This window comes from Aquibacillus albus (assembly GCF_016908325.1).
Lineage (GTDB): Bacteria > Bacillota > Bacilli > Bacillales > Amphibacillaceae > Aquibacillus_A > Aquibacillus_A albus.
The window spans coordinates 113773-135621 of record NZ_JAFBDR010000002.1 but is presented as its reverse complement, the minus strand read 5'-3'; the positions used below and the strand labels follow the sequence as shown (position 1 = coordinate 135621).

The window sequence follows — 21849 nt, the reverse complement described above, 5'->3', positions numbered from 1 at the left end:
AGGAAGCCCTATTTAATAGGACTTCCTTTTGACTTGCTTTCCACCAGGTATTCTAATCTTTCTTTCGAAGGGTTACGACTCCAGTCTTCCCAAGAAAGGCCAACATTCGATAATATTTTTTCAATTCTTTTTCTGAAGGGTAAGCCTTCCTTTTCAAGCTGGATTTTCATAGGGTCTGGACTTCCTTGTAATATGGAGTCAACCCAATCATGGATATCTTTCTCAAAACTGTCCGCCAATTCCCGATGTGTATCAGCAAGGTTGTGTGTTTCCTCAGGATCACTTTGTAAATCATATAATTCACGAGGTGGACGCGTAAATGGACCGCTATCATAAGTCTTGATAAACTTGAATTTATCTGTACGAATTCCTCTTGCTGCCTGCCACGCACATTCGCTCAAATAAATTTTTGATCGAGTAGCATTTTGTTGGCCATAAATGACAGGCCAAAGACTTTTTCCATCGATATTATCTGGGAGAGATGGTGTTGTGAAATTAGGGCTATTCACTTTTGAGATGGCTTCAAAAATGGTAGGCATTAGATCAACCTGTTGGATTAAACCTTCTACCCGCTTTCCTTCTGGTATGAACCCTGGCCATCTTATCATCATTGGGACTCGAACTGTCGTGTCATAAAGACCACAGTGATCCCAGTAGATATCATGTTCCGTAAGACTTTCTCCGTGATCACCAAATATAACAAGAAGGGTGTCTTCTTTGATTCCTAATACATCTAAGTAGTCATCTATTTCTTTTAATCTATCATCTAAGTATCGTACCTCTGCATCATATAAAGCATTTACATATTCTGCGTCAGTAACAGGTCCAAGCAGATCGAAGTGATGATGTTTAAAGAAAGGATAAGCCAAATGATTATATGCAGGATTCATACTGGTGTTATTTCTGTCGTAGGGGTTATTGTTTTTGTAGTACTTGTCAACGTACTCCTTTGGTGGTAAATAAGGTGTGTGAGGATCCCAGTAATGTAAAAATAAAAAGAAATCTTCCTGTTGATGCTCACGAATCCAGGGCATGGCTAATTCATTTATTGTTTTGCCATCTATCCAGCGCTTTTTAGTTCCGACGCTATTAACGTAATAGCGGAATCCGCGAGCAAACCATTCTTTGAGTTGATACAAATTGTCCACTGCTGCAGTTGTAAAGCCTGACTGCCGAAGCATAGTTGGCAGCCAATCCGTCGATTTTGGTAGGCTAGTTAATTCAGAACCATGGGAAACAATACCCGTTCGCAGCCCTACTTTTCCTGTGAAAATAGCTGTATGAACAGCTTCTGTTGGAATATCTGCTGCAATAGCTTTTTCAAAGAGCACACCTTCAGCTGCAATTTTATCCAAATAAGGACTAGTAGGTTTGTTGTAACCATAACAACCTAACCGATCAGCCCTTAGTGAGTCGAGCGAAATCATAATAACCTTCAACTAAAATCCTCCTTTATCAGCCAACCACAATTAAAATAAGTACTAATTCAATTGTAAAAGACTAACAAAAGAAAATCGACTCCGATTCGGACAAAACAAATGGTCAATCCCGCCATCCAGTGTAAAAGGGGTCTGACCCCTGTTGTGGACATTTGTCCTCGTGTGGAGGACAGTCGAGCTGCAGATGGCGTTTTTTCAATGAAGTCTGGCTTTATCCAATAGAATCAACAGAGGTGGGACGATGGACCTGTCCCTTTGTCCCAAAAGGGGTCTGACCCCCAACTGTTGACTTTTGTCAATGCTGTACAATATTGTGAATATTTGATAAGATTATAGAAGTGTAATAGGGGAGTAGCTTTAGCAGTAATTGTCGTCATTTCAGAGTAATTTTTTACTCTCGGCATTACTGGCGACTAAGACGGTTGTTAGCAAGACCTTTGCCAAATACGGCAGAGGTCTTTTTTTCGTTAGGGGCGAAACAACCTTAAGAAGAACTTAGTTATTGGAGAGGAGAGAGGCAATTGGAATCCATTTGGTTAGAGTATGGATGGACATTATTAGTACTAATTGTTTTAGAAGGTCTATTGTCTGCGGACAACGCACTAGTTCTAGCAGTTATAGCTAAACATTTACCGGAAGACCAGAAGAAACGAGCAATAAATTATGGTATTATCGGAGCATTTGTCTTCAGATTCGGAGCTATTTTTGCCATTTCATTTTTAGCGAATGTATGGCAGGTCCAAGCAATCGGTGCAGCTTACCTTATATACTTAGGTCTTAAACATGTCATCGGAAATTATATTGGTTCAAAAGAAGAGGAAGATGCCGAGGGGAAAATGACTACAGGGAAAGGGTTTTGGCCAACTGTAGCCAAGATTGGTGTGGCAGATCTTGCTTTTGCCATTGATTCAATTCTTGCAGCCGTTGCCCTTGCATTAGCACTACCAGAATCCCCACTTCCAACATTTGGTGGGATGGATGGAGCCCAGTTTGCCGTTATAGTCATTGCAGCATTGGCAGGTCTAATCTTGATTAAATATGCAGCAACCTGGTTTGTCAAACTTCTCCATGTGCGTCCAGGTTTGGAAACAGTTGCATACTTAATCGTAGGTTGGGTTGGCATTAAGCTTGCTGTCATTACACTTTCACACGAACATGTTGGTGTGTTAGATGAACATTTCGCACATAGCTTAGGCTGGACAGTTATTTTCTGGGGCGTATTACTTGCAACTGCAATCGGAGGCTGGTTTCTGTCAGGCAAAAAATCAAATGAACAGAACGAAGAAACCAAAAAATCAAAAGCATCTGCTAACTAAGGCGATAGGGGTCTGACCCCTGTTGTGGACATTTGTCTTTGCTGGGAGGACACTTTCCGGTGTGTGTGACTAGTTAAAATATCAAACATATGGTCAACAGTTTCGTTGCCGGGTGGTTAGAGCCACTCGGTATTTTTTTATAAAATTTGTTGATAGAAAGAGCAAAGTTAAGAAAGGCAACGTGTACTATGGAGAGTGTTTGTTTTTACTCTTTCGTGAACACACTGTTTCATAAATATCTCCCAATGCTTATAATGAAAATAGTACGATTATTTCATAAGGTGAAATCTGCAGTGGGGATATAAAATGAAAACTTATCAAAACAAACAAAAGAAAGAAATTATATATGAGCTATTTATGCTCCTGTTGGCCTCTTTTTCCATCGGTACGATTTGGAAAAGTACTGCATATGATGGGGTCATCGTTTGGGTCACATGGGGGATCTTTTTTGTCGACTTTATTTATCGCCTGATAAAAAGCGATAACAAATGGGGGTTTATAAAAAATAATCCATTCCTTGTGATTGCTGCTATCCCGCTGGACGCTGTCTTTCAGTTTGCTCGTTTTGCACGGATTCTTCATTTGCTTCGTTTAAAAACAATTACCAAATATTATACGATGCCATTTATTAAGTTCCTACAGCGACAGCACCTGGGACTGGTTGTTTCTGTTACAATGCTAGTTATCTTTTTATCTATTATTCCGTTATATATTCTGGAGCCAAATCTTGAAAGCTATTGGGATGCGCTTGTCAGCAGTTTGATGACGATCACATTTTTCGGGCAGTCGGATTTTGAAACTACGACTTTAAAAGGACATATCATTATCGTGTTATTAACTGTTTTCGGAGTGATTCTTCACGGTATTATTATCAGTACATGCATTGACTACCTTTATCAATCCCAACTAGCTAAAATGGTGGTCGCTAAAATGAAACGAACAAAGACAGAGAAGAAAGAAAACATAAAAGAATCAGGAGGAAAATTATAGGGGTCTGACCCCGCCTGTGGACATTTGTCCTTGCTGGGAGGACAGCCGGGAGCTGGTGGGGTTGACTAAAGTTTATCCTCCAGGTTATCAATCTTTGAATCAATGAAAAGAAGTAACAAATGACATCGTTTCCAATTCATACTATAATATAGAATAATAAACAGATAAGGGGGTGATTACGTGAAAAATATAGTGATAGATCTTTGGACTGGAGACCAACTAGATCAAAATGAAAACCCTTCCAACCAACCAAAGTTAGAGACATATATATTAAAAGGGGACAAGAAAAGGCCGGCGGTTCTCATATGCCCAGGTGGCGGATATGGATTTCTCTCGGAGCGGGAGGCAGAACCAATTGCGATTGCTTGGAATGAAGCTGGATATCACGCTTTCATTCTTTACTACACGATAAAACCAGAAATGCATTTGCAGCCTTTATTAGATGCTTCACAGGCGATGTGTATTATTCGTGAAAATGCGGAGAGCTGGCATGTTCATTCGGACCAAATAGCTGTGTGCGGATTTTCTGCAGGAGGGCATCTTGCTGCAAGTTTGGGTGTCCATTGGGATAAAACTTACTTACAAAAGGAAGGTATTGAAATTGGGAAAAATAAACCGAATGCCCTTATTCTAAGCTATCCCGTCATAAGTTCGGGAGACTACCTTCACCAAGGCTCTTATACTAATTTGCTTGGCGAACATGCTAAAACTGAACTGTTGCATGATATGTCACTGGAACACCACGTAAGTTCCAATACCCCGCCTACTTTTCTTTGGCATACGGTAGAGGATGAAAGTGTTCCTGTTGAAAATAGTCTCCTTTTTGCCCAAGGTTTACGAAAAGAAAATGTGCCTTTCGAATTACATATCTACCCTAAAGGAGTTCATGGCTTATCACTAGCAACAGCAGAGACCGCAACAGACGAACGCTTAGCTGACGCCCATGTCGCAACATGGTTAGACCTATGCAAACAATGGTTAGCCGAAGTTTTCCAAAAAGGGGTCTGACCCCCTCTGTGGACATATGTCCGTGTGTGGAGGACAAATACAATAAAAATTAAGAAGGGATGATGAACATGTATGATCATATGGTGTTTTTTAAATTTAACGACAGTTTAACAGCAGAAAAAGAGGAGGAGTTGCTAGGAAAGCTTAAAGCTTTTAAAGGAGTTATTCCTGGGATTGTTGAGTTGACTGCTGGGGTAAACGTGACGGAGGAAAAAGAACGAGGTCAAGGGTATACCCTAGGACTACGAGTGACCTTCGAAGATGAGGAAGCATTAAAGCAATACGGTCCTCACCCAGTTCACCAAGACTTTGTTAAATCCTTAAAAGGGGTTATCGAAGACGTCATTGTTGTAGATTATCCTATATCGTAAAGGGGCTATCTACATCCGAGAGTGGGACAAGGGGACAGGCTCCTTGTCCCATTTTTAACGGAATAAACTTACTAGCTTATATTTTATAATGCTTCACACTATTTCTTTTATTCTTCGCTAGATATAAGGCTTCATCTGCTTGTTTAAGCAACTGCTCTATGGATGCATTGTTTGAATCTTTAATTGAGATTCCAATACTTGTCGTTACTGAAATTTGGTCCACATCATTAATGAACACGTTATTCGAGGCAACCCCTTTACGTATGGCCTCAGCGATTTCGTTTGCTTTGGTTAAACTAACTTTTGGAATGGTTGCTGCGAATTCTTCTCCACCAATTCTACCGAAAATGCCTTTGTGCCTTTGAATAATCTCCTTACATATTGCTGTGAAAGATTGTAATACTTTATCCCCAATATCATGTCCATAACAGTCATTTATCTGTTTAAATTTGTCTATGTCTAACATGAGAACGGCAATTTCATCTGTATTACTTTTTAACATTTTGCTGGAAGTCGTGAGAAAATGCCTTCGATTCAAAATACCAGTTAAATCATCTATTGTTGCTAGCATCTTCAATTCCTTTTCTAATAGTTTTTGTTCAGTAATATTATGTAGAATAATAAGTGCTCCGGTTACCGTATGGTATTCATTTTTTAAAGGTAATGTTTTTAAAACGAAGTAACACATTTCCCCTTCTAGCTCAAGCACCACTTCACGCTCCAATACGTGTTTGAAAGTAAGAGAATCATAGAAAGGAGAATTAGGTGGTAATATAGATTTAATATCACTACCAAATAGGTCATCGTTTTTTTTCAACACATGTGCTTTGAGCAAGTTTTTTGCATAATCGTTTATATCAATTATTCTATATGTTACATCGATGACGATCACCCCGTCCAAAAGATTTTCAATTAATGTATCTCTTGGAATCGGTGAAATAGTAAATAATTTTTGATAGTAAATACTCCAAAAAATGAATATCCCGCATACAACGAATGTTACAGGTGTTAGATCAAATGGTTCAAAAGGATTTAAGTTCAATTGATCCATAACCTGAGATAAGATTGGTACAAGCAAACTGAGCATTAAAAAGAATGGTTGTTTTTTAAATCTTGGTGCAAGACGGAGGAAGGCTTCAAGAAAGAAATATAAAGCTAGTAATAAAAGACCAAAGCTATAAAACATAAACACCATAAAGAAGGATGAGCTTGTTACTTCAATTTGAGATAATCCATTTTTCGTAACAACAAAAGTATCCAGACGAGCCAAGTGGTGAAAATCGTTTGTCCATATCAAAGCAGTCATTAGTATAGGGTAAGCGGCGAGCAAAAGTACATTTTTTTTGTTCATTCTCTTTCTTCCTGTATATTCCCAGGCAAATAATAGCCACATGACTGGTGAAAAGTATATGGCAAGTTGTTTGATATTGTTAAAAACTAGTTTTTCGTGAACGGAAACAATAACAATCTCAAATCCATAACCGATCGACCAGATGGAACCTAATAACATTAACAATCCAAACGGAATGGCTCCGGGAACGGTTCGTTGACGGACACTATACAAAAATAATGCGAACGTTATCACAAACGAAAGAAATAAAGATAACAAATATGGTGAACCCCAAGCCATGTATGCTCCCCCCTTCAACACATATATACAGAACAATCACTAACTATAGTACTAATATACTATATTTTAAGCACTAATAGTTACAAAAACAGGAATTATTTAGCAGGGATTAATAGGTACATTGTCGGAGGGGTCTGACCCCTCATATGGACATTTGTCTTTGTTGGGAGGACAGTTGTGTATTGGTTCCAGTTTTATCACTATATTTTGCCATAGTGCTAGAAGCAATAAGAGAAACCGTGGTTTTGAAAATTAATCTACTAATCTAGTATATTCTTTTGGTTTTTTGTCCATATTAGAACTATCCCCCTTTTACATATAGGCCGCTACTTAGAGTGGATTTTCCAGTTTCGCTCTAAGCAGCGGCCGTTTTCTTTTTTCTTTCCCCGTAAAAAGCATATAAGAGAACTTACCGTTTTCAAGAAATTGATTATATTACAATAGATTAATGCTGAATTCTTTTGAAAAATTGAAATTGTATGGGCGCCGCTCGAATTTCGTCGAAGGAAATAACAATTTTGTTTGTGAATCACCTTCCTTTTCAGAGGGGTAGTAGATTGCCGCCATTTGAAATGGCATTTTATGAAAGCGTTATCTTCATAAAAAAATAACCGTCCCATCATCAATAGATAGGACAGCTACTACTTGTAATACATCAAAGATTGGGTCAATCGCTTTTTATACGGTAACTATTAGTTAGAATACCGGGTGGTTATAGCCACTCGGTATTCTTTATTATAATAGCACTCCATTCACATGTATCCGTGAAATGTAAATGAGCAAATCTGGCTTGTTCTTTAAAATCAAAAATGTATATATTTTCGTTGACATTTCTATGAAAACTGTCATGGATGAAATTATTCAAAAATATCAGGAGTCTTTTTCAACGCGAGAAATAAATTCGAGTAGTTCCCTGCTTTTTTGTTATTAATTTTAAACTTGACAATTAGTAGGGAGGGTTGTATTCTATATTTTAATAACAGAACAAGTGTTCTGTTTATGTTGAGGAGGAATTTGAATGGCAACAATCGTTTCTAGTATTGGTTTAAGAGGGATGGAGGGTTACCCTGTCCAGGTTGAAGTTCAATTAATACCTAGTGTGAGTGGGGTTAGCATTGTCGGTCTGCCAGACGCTTCCGTGAAAGAAGCAAAAGTTCGAGTAATGTCAGCATTATTTGCTAATAATTGTCATATCCCTCAAAAGGTAGTGATAAATTTGTCTCCAGCTGAACAAAGGAAGAATAGTCCTATCTTTGATTTAGCAATAGCAATTGGTGTAATGAGGGCAGCGAATTTTATTCGTTATCCAATTCCGAGTGATGCTGCTTTTCTTGGTTTGCTTTCTTTAGATGGGACAATTAAGCCAGTAGAAGGTATGTTGCCTGCAATATTGGCAGCAAAAAAGGAAGGCTTTAAGATTTTGTATTTACCTTTGATGGAAAACTTTCCTTTAAGGCAAATCCAAGGTTTGGAGCTTCGTTTTGTCCGCTCCCTAAACGAAGTGGTACAGTCCTTATCAGGTCAACTCTCTTATTTATCTTTCAAACAAGACTCTTCTTCTAAAACTTCACAACAAACTGAAACCTCTTATGATAAAGATTTTAAACACATTTTAGGACATGAAAAAGCGAAGAGAGCACTGGAAATCGCTGCTGCTGGGGGACATAATATTTTAATGTCAGGTCCACCAGGGTGTGGGAAAAGTTTGCTAGCTGAAACATTTCCTTCTATCTTCCCTCCCTTAACTCAAGATGCTCAATTTGAAGTCATGAGTATTTATCAACTCGCAGGGATTTCCAATGAAAGTTTTCATTTAGCACCTTTTAGAAACCCTCACCATTCATCCTCAGCTGTTTCATTAATTGGTGGTGGTTCTTACCCTAAGCCTGGAGAAATATCGCTTTCGCATCATGGTGTTTTGTTTCTCGATGAGATGGCAGAGTTTCCAAAACGTACATTAGATATGTTAAGACAGCCAATTGAAACAGGAAAGGTAACGATAAGCCGTGCTGCTTCAACGGTGACGTATCCAGCTCAGTTTTTACTTTTAGGAGCTATGAACCCTTGTCCATGTGGATACTTGGGATCTAGGTATTTTTATTGTACCTGTACGCCTAAACAAATCTCGTCGTACACCAACCGTGTTTCTGGGCCAATACAAGACCGAATGGACGTGATTTTATCTTTAGAGGCTGTCTCAATAGATAAGGAATCAATCAAGTATAATGAGTCATCAGAGCAAATTAGGAAGAGAGTAGAAAATGCTCGGATTAGACAATATGATAGGTACAGTAATGAAAGGTTAAATGCGAATGTTGCCTCTGAATTTCTACTTAAAGGTTCAAATCTAGATTCTAACCAACAGAAAATGGTTCATCAATGGCAAGCAAAATATAATTGGAGTACCAGAGTTCAAATGAAGGTTTTAAGAATAGCTCGAACAATTTCTGACTTGAATGGAGATGAGCAAATAACAAATGAAGCTTTATGGGAAGCGATGACAATGCGACGTTCAATAATTGGTAAAAATAAAACAGTGGTGGCCAAGTGATAGGTTGGTACCCAAGTATTTTACTAAGTTAGAATCCATGTTTTGATTTAAGTTTAATAGAGATAGCAGTTTAAGGGTGTGATAAAATAGTTATACCTAACATTCGGATTAAAAATTGTGTGATTATAATCGAAAAACGCAAGATGGTGATGATGAAATGGAATCAGGCTTTAATGAAGTATTGCAGCAATTAAAGAACTTAGTCATAGTATGGATAAACGCTTTGAGCAAGTGGACAACCGTTTTGACCAGATGGACAAGCGCTTTGAGCAAGTGGATAACCGTTTTGAAAAAGTTGAGAATCGACTTGATAGGATTGAGTCAAGACTAGATAAGGTAGAGAAAAATACAACTTTCCTATATACAGAGGTAGGAAGAAATTCATTGAAAATTAACAGCTTACTTCTGATGGTGAAAATTAATTCTAAAAAGAAACATGTTAATTCTATTTAAAAATTACCCTAGTGCCCTAAAGTACCGCTGATCACACTGGGATGCGGGAATAGGTTGAGACTACTAGAAAATTAATGCTAAAAGAAATCCTAGAAAGATCCTATCTATGAAAATCCAAAGGTAGTTAACTATCCTATATACAGTGGTAATTAACTTCTTTTTTTAGGGATTTTTCAGGTCCACCTTTACAAATAACTGAAAAAAACTCCAACCATTAGGCATGACCTTTTATTAACGGTCGTGCATTTTTCATTTAGAGATGAAAGTATAAAATTATAAATAAGTTATGATAGATAGAATGGTTATTGTTAACAGTACTATGGTGTATCGTCATCTTCCTTTTTCACTGCTATGCCACAATTTACTGGGCAAAGCACGGCGAATACGACAGAAAAGGCAATGGATTATTCTACTGAAAAAAAGGTCGTGCAGGAGGATCAAAAACCGGATGTTGGTGAGATGAATTTTACGATAAGAAAGACCGCGCATGTGGTTGTTTTTGCGGTGCTCGCTCTTTTTATTTATATGATGATTGCTTCATTTAAGTTCGCTTAATTCTTTTCATGGCTTTTTACAACAATCTATGCCTCTTTCGACGAGTGGCACCAGTCAATCGTACCAGGATGAACTTCGTCGATAAACGGTGTAATGATTGACTCAGCCGGGGCAATGGTGATGTTGCTTGTAATTTTTTGTATAAAGAAGAGAATCGGATTCAAAGGGGTCTGACCCTCTAAAAAGACATTTGTCTTCATATGGTGGACACTTGGAGTTAGTTACTATACTAGTCTTCTATAAATATAAAAAAGACGCCCAATAGGACGTCTTTTTGCGCGTATTGCGGCGAGAGACAGCACTCCACATAGTGCATTGCCTAAACGGCGTGTCAATCTCGTCTTATGCAAACCAGCTCATCGCTAGAATAGTATATCACCAATGTCACTGAAAGAAAAGCTGATATTCATGTTTACATCACGTTAATTTTTTCCATTGGATTAAGGTTAAAGGGGTCTGACCCCCTATGTGGACATTTGTCCGCGGTGGGAGGACAATGTGTTTGTATATGCTACCGTTTGGCAGCTTTTTCATATGATGTATTGTACGTTAAAAGAAAAGTATAAGGGTTCCGGTAAAGTAGGGTATAATCATTATGTACTGGAGGTGTATCTGTGAAAGAAGTAATATTGTTGTTGGCTGATGTAGTTAATGAAGTACACGATTTATTAATGGAATTATCAAATTATATGGGTTTACAGCTTACAGATAAAGATTTACATTTTTGGATTATTGGCTTTATCGGTATTATAACTTTCCTATTTGTATACGTCTGCTTTAAGTTATTAGAAAATGTAAGAGGTAAAATCACGATTTTTTCCTTCATCTATACCTTTACGGTGATGGTCGTTTTAGTATTTGCCATTGAAATTCAACAGGCAATCACCAATAGAGGGAATATGGAATTCGCAGATGCAGTAATCGGATTATGGGGATTTATCGTGTTTTTTATGATGTACATCGTTATGGCAATCATGGTTTATTTTATAAAAAAATTCACGAAGAGAAAAAAGTGAGAGGGGTCTGACCCCGCCCGTGGACATTTGTCCGCGGTGGGAGGACAGAGCCTCTTTTTTATGTGTGGGGTTTTCCACACTTTTTACATATTTCGTTAGACTTTTAGTTCTGTCTTTATAGGGAGCCTTATATAACAGTGAATAGACGTATTACAGAACTTGTAATAATGTCTAATACGAAATGTTTGTGGGTGTACAGGCTGTTCATATAGATGTTACAATAGCCTGCAACAAGGTAGGAAGGAGAATGACATTGAACAAAAAATGGTTATTAAGTTTAACCCTTGCCGGCATCGTAACTTTTACAGCTGCATGCGGTAATGAGGGGGAAACAACTGAAGATAATAATGAGGAAGCGGAAACGCAAGAGGAAGAGGTTGCTGCAGAACAAGGTGCTGAAGAAGGTGGCGAGGGAGGTGCCGGTGAAGGTGCTGAACAAGGTGCCGAACAGCCTAAAATGCCGGAGCCTGATTTAGAGGGAATCCCTGATGTAGTTGCAGTCGTAAATGGAGAAGAAATATCAAAAGAAGAGTTCCAAACAGTATACGAAGGGCAATTTCAGCGAGCAGCCATGCAATCACAGATGTCTGGACAAGAGGTTAATCAAGATCAATTAAAACAACAGATTGCAGAAAGTATGATTGGTCAAGAACTACTCATACAGGAAGCAAATAATAGCGGCTTTGAGGCTTCACAAGAAGACATAGATGAAACGCTTAACGGATTAGTAGAACAAAATGGCCTTGAATCGAAGGATGAATTCATGGCTGCTTTGGAAGAGCAAGGCATGGATGAGGCAGAAGTAATGTCTCAGCTTGAAATTCAAGTAAAATTAGATCAGCTTATTGCCAGTGAATCTGGTGACATCGAACCAACGGAAGAAGAACTAGAAGAAGCTTATGAGCAAGTAAAGGCACAGCAAGAGCAAATGGGTGGAGACAGTGAAGTTCCATCTTTTGAAGAAGTGAAGCCAAACCTTAAGCAACAATTAAAGAGTCAAAAAGAAGCGCAAGTAATCCAAACGCTCGTTGAAGAGCTACGTCAAAACGCAGACGTAACTGTTAACTTATAATACGTCAGAAAAACCAGGTCCAATTCCGGATCTGGTTTTTTTGTGTGTAAAGGGTCACTGCCCATGTATAGGGGTCTGACCCCCTCTGTGGACATTTGTCCTTGGTGGGAGGACAGTTGATCACTTTGTTTAGTGGTGGGCTTTTTTTATTTTAGATAATTGATAAGGTTTGTAAATAAGTCTTACAAGAAGGTGTCCGCCTGTGAATATTAATGCTAGTTTTATAGAATCTATTATATTTATTTCAGATTTTAGGGAGGTTACCTCTATTGAAACACTATATTGACGCTGAACCTTATCAATGGCCGTTTGACCATTCTTTTACAGCTGAGGAAACGGCTTTAGTCATTATTGATATGCAAACTGATTTTTGTGGGGAAGGTGGGTTTATTCACTCGATGGGTATTGATGTAAGTGAAATTAGAAAAGTCATTCCCCCTATTAAACACTTGTTAGAAGAAGTGCGAAAGATTCCTGGATTTACAGTTATCCATACAAGAGAAGGGCATCGTCCGGATTTGAGCGATTTACCTGCGAATAAATGGTGGAGAAGTAGACAGTTGAATGCAGGGATAGGAGACCAAGGTCCTTGTGGCCGCTTTTTAGTTAGAGGGGAACTAGGCTGGGATATTATTCCTGAGCTTACACCGATACAAGGTGAGCCGATTATTGATAAACCAGGAAAAGGAGCCTTCTATGGCACCGATCTCGATAAAATTTTACGAACGAAATCGATTAAAAATCTAATTTTTACAGGAATTACAACGGATGTATGTGTTCATACAACGATTCGTGATGCCAATGATCGTGGGTATGAATGCTTGCTGTTAAAGGATTGTACAGGTGCTACAGAATACAAAAACTATCTTTCATCGTTAGAGGTGATGACGATGCAAAGTGGTTTGTTTGGTTGTGTTAGTGATGCTGAATCTGTGATTAGAGCAATAAAAGGGTAGTAGTCCAAACTTTCAATAAAAGACAGTGCGTTTTAAAGGATTCCATCTATCCATGCCCAGTTTCTCAGGCATATTTTGGTTAAATTTTAATGTACACGATCATGAATTATGCTAGGTAGTTCACGGACTTTGGTCCATGCAATTACCTGGCATTTTTGTGCTGGTTTTTATAACTCCTTATATACCACGTCAGAAAAGTTAACGTAGTACAAGACGATTAAATGTTGATGGTGATATCGTAAATACCAAGGAATTAGAAATTTGGTAAGACCGGTCATACCAGATGGAGAAAAACCAGTGCGCACAAGGAGAAACTAGCATGATAAAAGGAAGGGATAACCTTGGTAAAGACAGAGCGAGAGGTAGTTCAATTTCAACAGGTGGATAAAGTTTTCAATAATGAAATCATTGCTTTAAGTGACTTTGATTTATCGATCAGAGAAGGAGAACTAGTATGCTTTCTAGGGCCATCGGGATGTGGAAAATCAACAGCACTAAGAATGGTAGCGGGATTAGGGGAAGCAACAGCGGGTTCTGTTAACGTTTTTGGTAATCATCCAAAAGAAATGATTAAAGAAACAAATGATATTGCTTTTGTTTTCCAAGACGCCAACTTATTGCCATGGAGAACGGTCCTTGATAATGTGCTTCTTCCCCTTGAGTTGAGGGGAGGGGATAAAAAGGAGCACAAAAAGGAAGCGATTCGCGTTCTAGAGATGGTTGGATTAAAAGATTACTTGAAGGCTTATCCTCGCCAACTATCAGGCGGGATGAAGATGAGGGTATCGATCGCTCGTGCTCTAGCAGCTAAACCAAAGCTATTGTTGATGGATGAACCTTTTGCTGCACTCGACGAAATTACTAGACAGACATTACAGATGGAGTTACTAGATATATGGCAAAAGGAAAATATGACCATCCTATTTGTTACCCATAATGTCTATGAGGCTGTATTTCTTTCTACTAGAATCGCGGTAATGTCTGCACGTCCAGGTAGATTAACCTCATTAATTGATATCGATTTACCTTTTCCGCGACAGTTATCTATCAGAACAGATGCTAGGTTCACGGAGTATGTAGATCTAGCGTCTGAAAAACTCGAAAGCGGTAATGAAGGGAGGGAGTTGGTTTAATGTCTATGCCTTCTGTGGAGGTAACCAAAAAACAGAAACTTTTAACAAAAAAAGCTAGTGTGAAGGAAAATAATGTATGGAGTAAGTTTAAGCAAATTTATCTTGGTCCGATTGTTGCCTTCTTTATATTCATTTCCATATGGCAGACGGTACCTGTTCTTTTAGGGTTAAAACACTATATTTTACCGAAGCCTACTGATGTTGTGAATGCGGTAGTGCAAGACTGGGGTCTACTATGGCCAGCCGTTCAAATTACAGTCGTTGAATCGATTATGGGGTTTGTCGTCAGTGCGGTAATCGGAATAATGGTTTCGGTCCTATTGGCTAGTTCAAAAATGTTAGAGAGAAGTATTTATCCATACGCAATTATTTTACAGACAATCCCAGTAGTAGCTGTTGCGCCAATCGTCGTCATTTGGTTTGGTGCAGGGTTTAACTCGATTGTTGTTATCTCATTTTTGATTGGTTTCTTTCCAGTTATTTCAAATACACTGATGGGATTGAATTCAGTAGATAAGAATATGGATGATCTTTTTACACTATATAACGCTTCAAAATGGCAACGAATGTGGAAGTTAAGAATTCCATCTGCATTACCGTATATCATGGCTGGGTTAAAAATCTCTTGTACATTGTCTATCGTTGGTGCAATTGTTGGTGAATACATTGCTGGAATTGGCGGAGGTAAAGGTGGTCTTGGTTATTCAATCACAGTTGCTGCCATTCAAGTAAAGACACCTTACTTATTTGCTTGTGGTATTGCTGCTGCAATGTTAGGAATTGGTTTTTATCTTCTAGTAAGCTTGTTTGCTAAATTTATGCTTAGATCTTGGCACGAGTCAGCTATGAAGGTTGAAAAATAATAAAAAGAGGTGTAAATGAGATGATGAAAAAATTTGGGGGACTTATGAAATTAAATATGTTGCTGATAGGTATGGCTGTTATTTTATTACTAGCGGCCTGTGGTGGCGATGAGACAGGCAGTGCTGCGGAATCCGAGGAGGAAGAAGTGTCGGATAGTGCGAGTGATTCAACGGAAAGCGAAGAAATTCAGGAGCTGGAGTCTGTTAAAATTGTTTTAAATTGGTTTGCAAATGCTGGACATGGTGGAATATATGCAGCAGATGACCAAGGTTACTTTGCGGAAAAAAATCTAGATGTAACGATTGAGCCAGGTGGTCCACAAGTTTCATCGATTCAGATGGTTTCTTCTGGAAGCGCAGAATTTGGCCTTGCCCATGGAGACCAGATAGTAATTGCCAGAAATCAGGGAATTGAATTGGTAGCACTAGCGGCAATTAATCAGCGGAGTCCACAAGCATTTATGTTTCATAAGGGACATGGAATTGATGATTTTGATGAAATTAATGGTCGAAAAGCCTTTATACAACCCGGTATTGCTTATTGGGAGTATTTTAAAAGCAAATATGATTTAAGTGATGTGAATGAAGTGGCATTTACAGGGGACCATACTAACTTCATTCAGGACGTTGACTCAGTCAATCAAGTTTACCTAACGGGAGAACCATTTTTTATGGAGCAACAGGGAGTTGAAACTGAAGTTAAGTTAATCTCTGATTCTGGTTACGATCCATATCAATATGTTCTATATGTAACGAAAGACTATTTAGAAGAAAATGAAGAGACTGTTAGAAATTTCGTTACGGCTTTTAGTGAAGGTTGGGAATATTTCAAAGAAACACCGACTGGAACCTTAGAGTTAATTCATGAACACAATCCAGATCAATCGATGGAATCCTTAAATTATGCAAATGAAACGTTTGAAGAATTCATTTATGGTGGCGATGCAGCAGAACATGGTGTTGGTTATATGACGGAAGAAAGATGGTCCACGCTCATTAACCAGCTGGATGAAGCAGGGGTAATGGAAGTAGAGGTTGAAGCAACAGATATCTTTACGACGGAGTACTTACCTGAGAAGTAACGAAACCATAGTGTGGTAAAATGTAGTAGATAAATTGGAAATTATCGATTGATGAAAGGTAATGAAAAAGTAGTGTCAACACAAGTTGTTGGCACTTCTATCGTTCTTTCGTGTTCGTTTTGCAACAAACGATTAGATAAAGAGAATCTACTCAGTAAAGCGATTATCTAACATAACACCTTTTGAAATAACTAGGAGGATGAAAAGATGAAAAAATTAGTGAAACAAGTACGCTTCGAAGGAAAGTTATGGGACCTGTCCATTGAAAATGGGGCCATTCAGGAGATTGTAGAAACTTCGAGTACCAATAAAGATATTTCTACTTATGATGCAGAGGGACTATTATATTTACCGACACTTGCGGATATGCATTGTCATTTGGATAAGCATTTTCTTGGAGAGCCATGGCGACCGCTCCAACCGTTTATTACACTTCCGAAACAGTTGAAGTTTGAAAAAGAGATGCTGTCAACGATGCAAAGTTCCCTTGAAGAGCGTGCCATGATCTTGTCAGAATTAATGTTAAGCCATGGAACAACAAAAATGCGAACCCACGTCGATGTAGATCCTGAAATTGGATTGAAGCATTTAGAGGCAGTTCTACAGTTACGTGAACAATTAAAAGATGTAATGGAAGTTGAAATCGTTGCATTTCCACAGCAAGGCTTAATCCGATCCAATTCTGTAGGGATTATGAAAGAGGCGCTGCGGAATGGAGCGGATCTTGTAGGAGGAGTCGATCCGGCTGGCCTTGATAGAAAAGTAGAGTCAAGCATAGAGGCAATGTTTGAGCTGAGCTCGGAATTTGATGCAGGTGTTGATTTACATCTCCATGAACCAGGGCACCTAGGAAAATACACGATAGATCTTGTCACAGACTATACAAGACAAACGAAAAAGCAAGGAAGGGTTGCAGTAAGCCACGCCTATTGTCTAGGTATGCTATCCGATGCTGAGTTAAGTGATACGATGACAGCCTTAAGGGAAGAAAACGTATCAATCATCTCAAGTGTTCCTATTGATCGTCCGATGCCTCGAGTAGAAACGCTGCTTGATGCTGGCGTAACGTTCAAGCTTGGTGCGGATAACATCCGTGATGCTTGGTCTCCATATGGTAACGGTGATATGCTGCACCGAGCTTCACGATTAGCAGAGAAAAGTGGATGGGTAACAGATGAGCAATTAATAAAAGCTTATTCGTTCATAACTAATCGCTCCCTGACCCCTAAGGTCGGAGAAACAGCTGATTTCATGCTCGTCGACGCCCAAAACATCCAACATGCGATGGCTTCTATTCCTAAAAGGGAAGCGGTTTTTTCTAAAGGAAAGCTTATTTTTGGGGAAGAAAAAACGTTAAATAGTGAGTACATTTCTCGCTAAAAGTTAAAAGGAAAGAAATATCTGTTGTACAGCAATAGGGCTGTTCCATAAGGGTCTGACTCCCTCATTATACTACAATAATCACTAGATGTTGTAGCTAAGGGGTCTGACCCTTTTCTTTTGGTACAGCCTCATTTTTAGTATGAAAGGCTCTAGACCTATCATCTGAATTTCACTCAATAGAGTTAAACTGATTTGAATACTTTGTTTGCTTTTTTAAAAAGAATATAGACTAGTATAGATAAAAACGAGGTCGCAGCGCTAATCCACACGCTATACAATTCTCCTACAAATAATTGGCTACAATATCCTACACCAAATCCTATTAGACTACTAAATGGGATGAAATTGTCTACTTTTCCTCTGCTAAAAATGATAACAAGTATAGGAGCTATAATAGCTGCGAATATATCACCAAAGAAGAATAGAAACTTTATATTCTTGATATCAAATAAGAGGATGAAAGTTATGGATAGCCCACCTATAAAAAGGGAAAGCGTATGTCCTGTTTTAATTTTTTCTTTTTCACCTACATATGGTTTACGGATTTGATAGACATTTTTAACGATCAATCCAATCAGTGAATGAAGAACAGCTCCGTAAGTGGATGTAATAGCACTAAATGCACATAAGAAAAATATCGTTATAAGTAAAGAGGAGCTATTTAACTTTTGACTCAGCTCTAACCATAAAGAGTAAGTACCATCAAATCCTCCTGTGAATATTACAATCATAAAAAAAGATGAAAAAGCTAAAGGAAAAGCGAACCATATTAGTCCGGCAAGTAAGAATGTAGGTATGACTTTTTTCTTTTTAATCATATAAAGTCGTTGCCAAGTAACAAGATCTGAAATAATCTGTCCAAACCCAATAATCATTCCAGTAAATACATAGAATAGACTTTCATAATTATTAAGTATCAATAGGTAGGGATGGTAAAGTTGAATTCCTAGATATATATTTTCTACGCCCTCTTGAATAAAATAATAGACAGGTATGAAAATGGCTGCCGTAAAAATAAAAAAAACCTGGAAACCTTCCAATCGTTGAATCCAGACAGCCCCGCCTATTCCGGCGTAAACAATACAAAATAAAATGGAAAAAATTAAGCCTATTAATAACGGCATGTCAAAAAATATATTTAATAGAATTCCAGCACCAATACCTTGGCCGATTAAGCAAGATATACTTAAAATGATAAGAATTCCAATCATGAGCCAATAACCAGCGGGATGTAGTTTATAATACAGATAATCTCCAAGCGTTTTTCCACCAGGGTAGTCTTTCCTAGCAATTAACCCTAGCTTGCCAAAGACCATTAAGGCAATTACTCCCATTAGGGCATAACCAATGCCACCGAAGATTCCATACTTTATAATCGCTTCAGGTGAGGAAAAAATAGTATTCCCAGTAATCCACCTGGCTAAAAGTGAAACAATTCCTATGCCTATCCCCATCCGAACTGAACCAATAAGGTAATGATAAAAAGACGAATAGTACAACGTTACCTTTTCCTCTCTCGATAGTCTTTAGGTGAGATTCCTTCTACTTTTCGAAACGTTGTACTGAAATAATGTTGGCTATTAAATCCAACTTTATCTGCTATGATGGATATACTCCAGTTAGTGTTTTCAACTAGTAATTTTTTGGCCATCTTGATCCTAAATTGGATAAGGTATTCAAATAGTGGTTTATTCACTTCTTCGTGAAATCTCCTACTTAAATAAGCTGGATTCATAAAGACTTCAGCGGCTAGGGTATTAAGGTTTAATTTTTCATCGTACCGTTCATGGATAATTGTCAATACATCCTGAATCGTTTTGGTATATTTAGGCATGTTATTGGTTTTATATTTTTTGAGTACATCTTCTAATTCATTTTGAATGATCGGTTTTGTTAAGTAATCAATAACTCCTAGTCGAATGGATTGCTTGGCAAATTGGAACTCTTGATAAGCAGTCACGATGATTATATCGATACCACTATTCATTTTTTTGATTTGTTCTCCAAGTTCTAAACCAGATTTTCCAGGCAGGTTGATGTCGAGGAATGCAAGATTAATTTTAATATCATTGCATATAGTCTTTGCCTTACTTGCATCTGTAGCTTTAAAAAACTTCCATAAAGGAAATAAGGGCTGAATCATGAACTCAAGTTGTTCTAATTCTATTAACTCATCATCAACAAGAAGAACATTCATTTTATAACCTCTTTCATATCAGTTTTGGTTGTTTTGGGCCATTTAACTTGGACAGTCGTACCTTGATTTATAGTAGATTTAATTTCAACCGAAGATGCATCCCCGAAACAAATCGATAATCTTCTATGGATATTTTCAAGACCGTATCCACTATAATCTTGACTGCTTTCATTGTGTTGTTGGATTCCATTATCTGAAACCTCCATAATAATTAGGTCATCAGGTTTCGTGATTTCAATCGTTAAAATTGCAAGATCGTCTGTTACCTCAAAGGCATGCTTAAATGCATTTTCGACAAGGGTTTGTAAAATAAATGGGGGAATAAGGCTTTCTGCAAGATCTTCTTCATAGTCTATTTGTACTGTTAAACGGGCGCCAAACCTTAATTTTTGAATTTCAATATAGTATTCCGTATAACGGATTTCTTCAAAAAGCGTGATTAATGTATCCTTTGTTTTATAATTAAACTTTAGGAAGAGTGAAAATACTTCTAAAGCTCGAATCAATTCATCTTTTCGTTGTAGACGAGCCAAGCTTAAAATAACATTTAATGTATTAAATAAGAAATGGGGTTTTATTTGCTCGTTTAATTGTTGGTATTTGGCTTGTTGAAGTTCTTTCTCAAGTTCCGCTTGTTCTGTTTCTTTTTCTAAAAGGTCAAATCTTCTTTCAAAAATAAATAAAAAAAGTAAAGTAATAGCTCCTATAATAGGAGCTAAAATTAAAAATAGCATAAAAATGGTGAAGCTATGGAAATTAAGCATGAGATCCCATCCATTACTATTATTTTTTAAATATTAACATAATTCGACTTTTTTTGCTATTTTATTTAGTGTTTCACGATACAAGGTGACATGCAACTTGATGTCCATTTTCTATATTACGTAATGGAGGAACTTGTGTTTTACAAGCATCTACAGCTAAAGGACATCTGTTATGGAATCGACATCCTTCTGGCGGGTTAATAGGAGAAGGGACATCTCCTTCTAAAACAATTCTTTCTCGCTTTTCCTCTTTTTTCGTTACTGGGATGGCAGATAATAATGCTTTCGTATAAGGGTGTTGCGGACTTTGGAAAAGTGTCTTTTTATCTGCTATTTCAACAATTTTTCCAAGGTACATGACGATTACTCGGTCTGAAATATGTCGAACTACTCCTAAATCATGTGCGATAAATAGGAATGTTAAATTAAATTGGTTTTGCAGGCTTTTAAGTAAGTTTAAAACTTGTGCCTGAACAGATACATCAAGCGCAGATACTGCTTCATCACAAATAATCAGCTTAGGATCTACAGCAAGAGCTCGAGCTATCCCTATCCGTTGCCGTTGTCCCCCGCTGAATTCATGAGGGTAACGATGAATGGAATCTGCAGGGAGTCCAACGTGTTCCAGTAACTCGTAAATCCGTTCTAGTCGTTTTGCTTTTGGTAACACATTTTGTATAGATAGGGCCTCGTATAAGATACTTTTAATTGTTTGTCGAGGATTAAGAGAGGCAAATGGATCTTGAAAAATAACTTGCAGATCCTTTCGCACTTTTCTCATTTCCTTTTTATTAAGTTTTAAAAGGTTCTGTCCCTGAAAGTAGATTTCTCCATCAGTTGGGTTATCAAGGCGTAAAATTGCCCTGCCTGTTGTTGATTTTCCGCATCCAGATTCCCCGACAATACTAAGCGTTTCCCCTTCATTCATTTGAAAGTCTACTCCATCAACAGCTTTGACATGGTTGATTGTTCTTCCTAAAAGGCCACCTTTGACTGGGAAATGCTGTTTCAAGTTTTTCACATCTAATAAAAGCTCTTTGTCTTGTGCTACTTGTGTTTGAACTGACATG

Annotated in this window: 20 protein-coding genes and 1 pseudogene; 14 read left to right on the top strand and 7 right to left on the bottom strand. The window is 37.9% G+C overall.

The genetic code is table 11. From position 1 onward, the window contains the following. Positions 1-8: 8 nt before the first annotated feature. Positions 9-1439 (bottom strand): sulfatase family protein, encoded by a 1431-nt coding sequence (locus tag JOC48_RS02690; RefSeq protein ID WP_204497505.1) that lies wholly within the window; start codon positions 1437-1439, stop codon positions 9-11. A 521-nt stretch (positions 1440-1960) separates the two neighbouring features. On the opposite strand from JOC48_RS02690, the gene JOC48_RS02685 reads away from it, so the two are divergent. The 4 genes from JOC48_RS02685 (at position 1961) to JOC48_RS02670 (ending at position 5124) form a co-directional block, all read left to right on the top strand. Further along, positions 1961-2755, top strand: a complete 795-nt coding sequence (locus tag JOC48_RS02685) for a TerC family protein (protein WP_204497504.1) — start codon at positions 1961-1963, stop codon at positions 2753-2755. Between the two features lie 306 nt (positions 2756-3061). Beyond that, complete coding sequence (locus tag JOC48_RS02680; protein WP_204497503.1) at positions 3062-3745, top strand: hypothetical protein; 684 nt, start codon at positions 3062-3064, stop codon at positions 3743-3745. A 180-nt stretch (positions 3746-3925) separates the two neighbouring features. Beyond that, positions 3926-4753: a prolyl oligopeptidase family serine peptidase gene (locus JOC48_RS02675; RefSeq protein ID WP_204497502.1), complete on the top strand. Its 828-nt coding sequence runs from the start codon at positions 3926-3928 to the stop codon at positions 4751-4753. Between the two features lie 68 nt (positions 4754-4821). After that, positions 4822-5124, top strand: coding sequence for a Dabb family protein (locus tag JOC48_RS02670; protein WP_239584147.1), 303 nt, complete (start codon positions 4822-4824; stop codon positions 5122-5124). Positions 5125-5200: 76 nt separating this feature from the next. Here JOC48_RS02670 and JOC48_RS02665 read toward each other — a convergent pair whose 3' ends face one another. Beyond that, a complete protein-coding gene (locus JOC48_RS02665; RefSeq protein WP_204497500.1) occupies positions 5201-6754 on the bottom strand; it encodes a histidine kinase N-terminal 7TM domain-containing diguanylate cyclase in 1554 nt (517 codons plus the stop codon). Positions 6755-7772: 1018 nt separating this feature from the next. On the opposite strand from JOC48_RS02665, the gene JOC48_RS02660 reads away from it, so the two are divergent. The 3 genes and pseudogenes from JOC48_RS02660 to JOC48_RS21190 all read left to right on the top strand — a co-directional run bounded on the left by JOC48_RS02660 (position 7773) and on the right by JOC48_RS21190 (position 10385). Beyond that, positions 7773-9305, top strand: coding sequence for a YifB family Mg chelatase-like AAA ATPase (locus JOC48_RS02660; protein WP_204497499.1), 1533 nt, complete (start codon positions 7773-7775; stop codon positions 9303-9305). A gap of 210 nt (positions 9306-9515) precedes the next feature. Beyond that, on the top strand, positions 9516-9758 hold the full coding sequence (locus JOC48_RS02655; protein WP_204497498.1) for a hypothetical protein: 243 nt from the start codon (positions 9516-9518) through the stop codon (positions 9756-9758). A 351-nt stretch (positions 9759-10109) separates the two neighbouring features. Next, positions 10110-10385 (top strand): annotated as a pseudogene (locus JOC48_RS21190) (VanZ family protein). Here JOC48_RS21190 and JOC48_RS21185 read toward each other — a convergent pair. Then, a complete protein-coding gene (locus tag JOC48_RS21185; RefSeq protein WP_239584170.1) occupies positions 10340-10477 on the bottom strand; it encodes a hypothetical protein in 138 nt (45 codons plus the stop codon). The pseudogene JOC48_RS21190 and the gene JOC48_RS21185 overlap by 46 nt on opposite strands. A gap of 450 nt (positions 10478-10927) precedes the next feature. On the opposite strand from JOC48_RS21185, the gene JOC48_RS02640 reads away from it, so the two are divergent. From JOC48_RS02640 to JOC48_RS02610, 7 genes are all read left to right on the top strand, one after another. Next, complete coding sequence (locus JOC48_RS02640) at positions 10928-11329, top strand: hypothetical protein (protein WP_204497496.1); 402 nt, start codon at positions 10928-10930, stop codon at positions 11327-11329. Positions 11330-11576: 247 nt separating this feature from the next. Continuing rightward, on the top strand, positions 11577-12401 hold the full coding sequence (locus tag JOC48_RS02635; RefSeq protein WP_204497495.1) for a SurA N-terminal domain-containing protein: 825 nt from the start codon (positions 11577-11579) through the stop codon (positions 12399-12401). A 269-nt stretch (positions 12402-12670) separates the two neighbouring features. Beyond that, positions 12671-13357, top strand: coding sequence for a cysteine hydrolase family protein (locus JOC48_RS02630; protein ID WP_239584146.1), 687 nt, complete (start codon positions 12671-12673; stop codon positions 13355-13357). A gap of 341 nt (positions 13358-13698) precedes the next feature. Beyond that, the gene (locus JOC48_RS02625) at positions 13699-14490 is read left to right on the top strand and encodes an ABC transporter ATP-binding protein (protein WP_204497494.1); all 792 of its coding nucleotides are present in this window, start codon (positions 13699-13701) and stop codon (positions 14488-14490) included. Continuing rightward, positions 14490-15353 (top strand): ABC transporter permease, encoded by an 864-nt coding sequence (locus tag JOC48_RS02620; RefSeq protein ID WP_204497493.1) that lies wholly within the window; start codon positions 14490-14492, stop codon positions 15351-15353. The genes JOC48_RS02625 and JOC48_RS02620 overlap by 1 nt, the downstream gene beginning before the upstream one ends. A 20-nt stretch (positions 15354-15373) precedes the next feature. Further along, the gene (locus JOC48_RS02615) at positions 15374-16435 is read left to right on the top strand and encodes an ABC transporter substrate-binding protein (RefSeq protein WP_239584145.1); all 1062 of its coding nucleotides are present in this window, start codon (positions 15374-15376) and stop codon (positions 16433-16435) included. A 207-nt stretch (positions 16436-16642) separates the two neighbouring features. Next, a complete protein-coding gene (locus tag JOC48_RS02610; RefSeq protein ID WP_204497492.1) occupies positions 16643-17815 on the top strand; it encodes an amidohydrolase family protein in 1173 nt (390 codons plus the stop codon). A gap of 185 nt (positions 17816-18000) precedes the next feature. Here the strand turns inward: JOC48_RS02610 and JOC48_RS02605 are convergent, their stop codons facing one another. From JOC48_RS02605 to JOC48_RS02590, 4 genes are all read right to left on the bottom strand, one after another. Continuing rightward, on the bottom strand, positions 18001-19317 hold the full coding sequence (locus JOC48_RS02605) for a sodium:solute symporter family transporter (protein WP_204497491.1): 1317 nt from the start codon (positions 19315-19317) through the stop codon (positions 18001-18003). Positions 19318-19319: 2 nt separating this feature from the next. Next, complete coding sequence (locus tag JOC48_RS02600) at positions 19320-20015, bottom strand: response regulator transcription factor (RefSeq protein ID WP_204497490.1); 696 nt, start codon at positions 20013-20015, stop codon at positions 19320-19322. After that, on the bottom strand, positions 20012-20749 hold the full coding sequence (locus JOC48_RS02595; RefSeq protein ID WP_239584144.1) for a sensor histidine kinase: 738 nt from the start codon (positions 20747-20749) through the stop codon (positions 20012-20014). Before JOC48_RS02595 ends, JOC48_RS02600 begins: the two co-directional genes overlap by 4 nt. A gap of 103 nt (positions 20750-20852) precedes the next feature. Next, entirely contained in the window at positions 20853-21848 is a 996-nt protein-coding gene (locus JOC48_RS02590) for an ABC transporter ATP-binding protein (protein ID WP_204497488.1), read from the bottom strand. Position 21849 lies beyond the last annotated feature (1 nt).

Coding starts and splice junctions, on each gene's coding strand:
- JOC48_RS02610 (WP_204497492.1), top strand. CDS start 16,643: ATGAAAAAATTAGTGAAACAAGTACGCTTCGAAGGAAAGTTATGGGAC.
- JOC48_RS02620 (WP_204497493.1), top strand. CDS start 14,490: ATGTCTATGCCTTCTGTGGAGGTAACCAAAAAACAGAAACTTTTAACA.
- JOC48_RS02660 (WP_204497499.1), top strand. CDS start 7,773: ATGGCAACAATCGTTTCTAGTATTGGTTTAAGAGGGATGGAGGGTTAC.
- JOC48_RS02595 (WP_239584144.1), bottom strand. CDS start 20,749: ATGCTATTTTTAATTTTAGCTCCTATTATAGGAGCTATTACTTTACTT.
- JOC48_RS02680 (WP_204497503.1), top strand. CDS start 3,062: ATGAAAACTTATCAAAACAAACAAAAGAAAGAAATTATATATGAGCTA.
- JOC48_RS02600 (WP_204497490.1), bottom strand. CDS start 20,015: ATGAATGTTCTTCTTGTTGATGATGAGTTAATAGAATTAGAACAACTT.
- JOC48_RS02615 (WP_239584145.1), top strand. CDS start 15,374: ATGATGAAAAAATTTGGGGGACTTATGAAATTAAATATGTTGCTGATA.
- JOC48_RS02635 (WP_204497495.1), top strand. CDS start 11,577: ATGACATTGAACAAAAAATGGTTATTAAGTTTAACCCTTGCCGGCATC.
- JOC48_RS02590 (WP_204497488.1), bottom strand. CDS start 21,848: ATGTCAGTTCAAACACAAGTAGCACAAGACAAAGAGCTTTTATTAGAT.
- JOC48_RS02665 (WP_204497500.1), bottom strand. CDS start 6,754: ATGGCTTGGGGTTCACCATATTTGTTATCTTTATTTCTTTCGTTTGTG.
- JOC48_RS02655 (WP_204497498.1), top strand. CDS start 9,516: ATGGATAAACGCTTTGAGCAAGTGGACAACCGTTTTGACCAGATGGAC.
- JOC48_RS02670 (WP_239584147.1), top strand. CDS start 4,822: ATGTATGATCATATGGTGTTTTTTAAATTTAACGACAGTTTAACAGCA.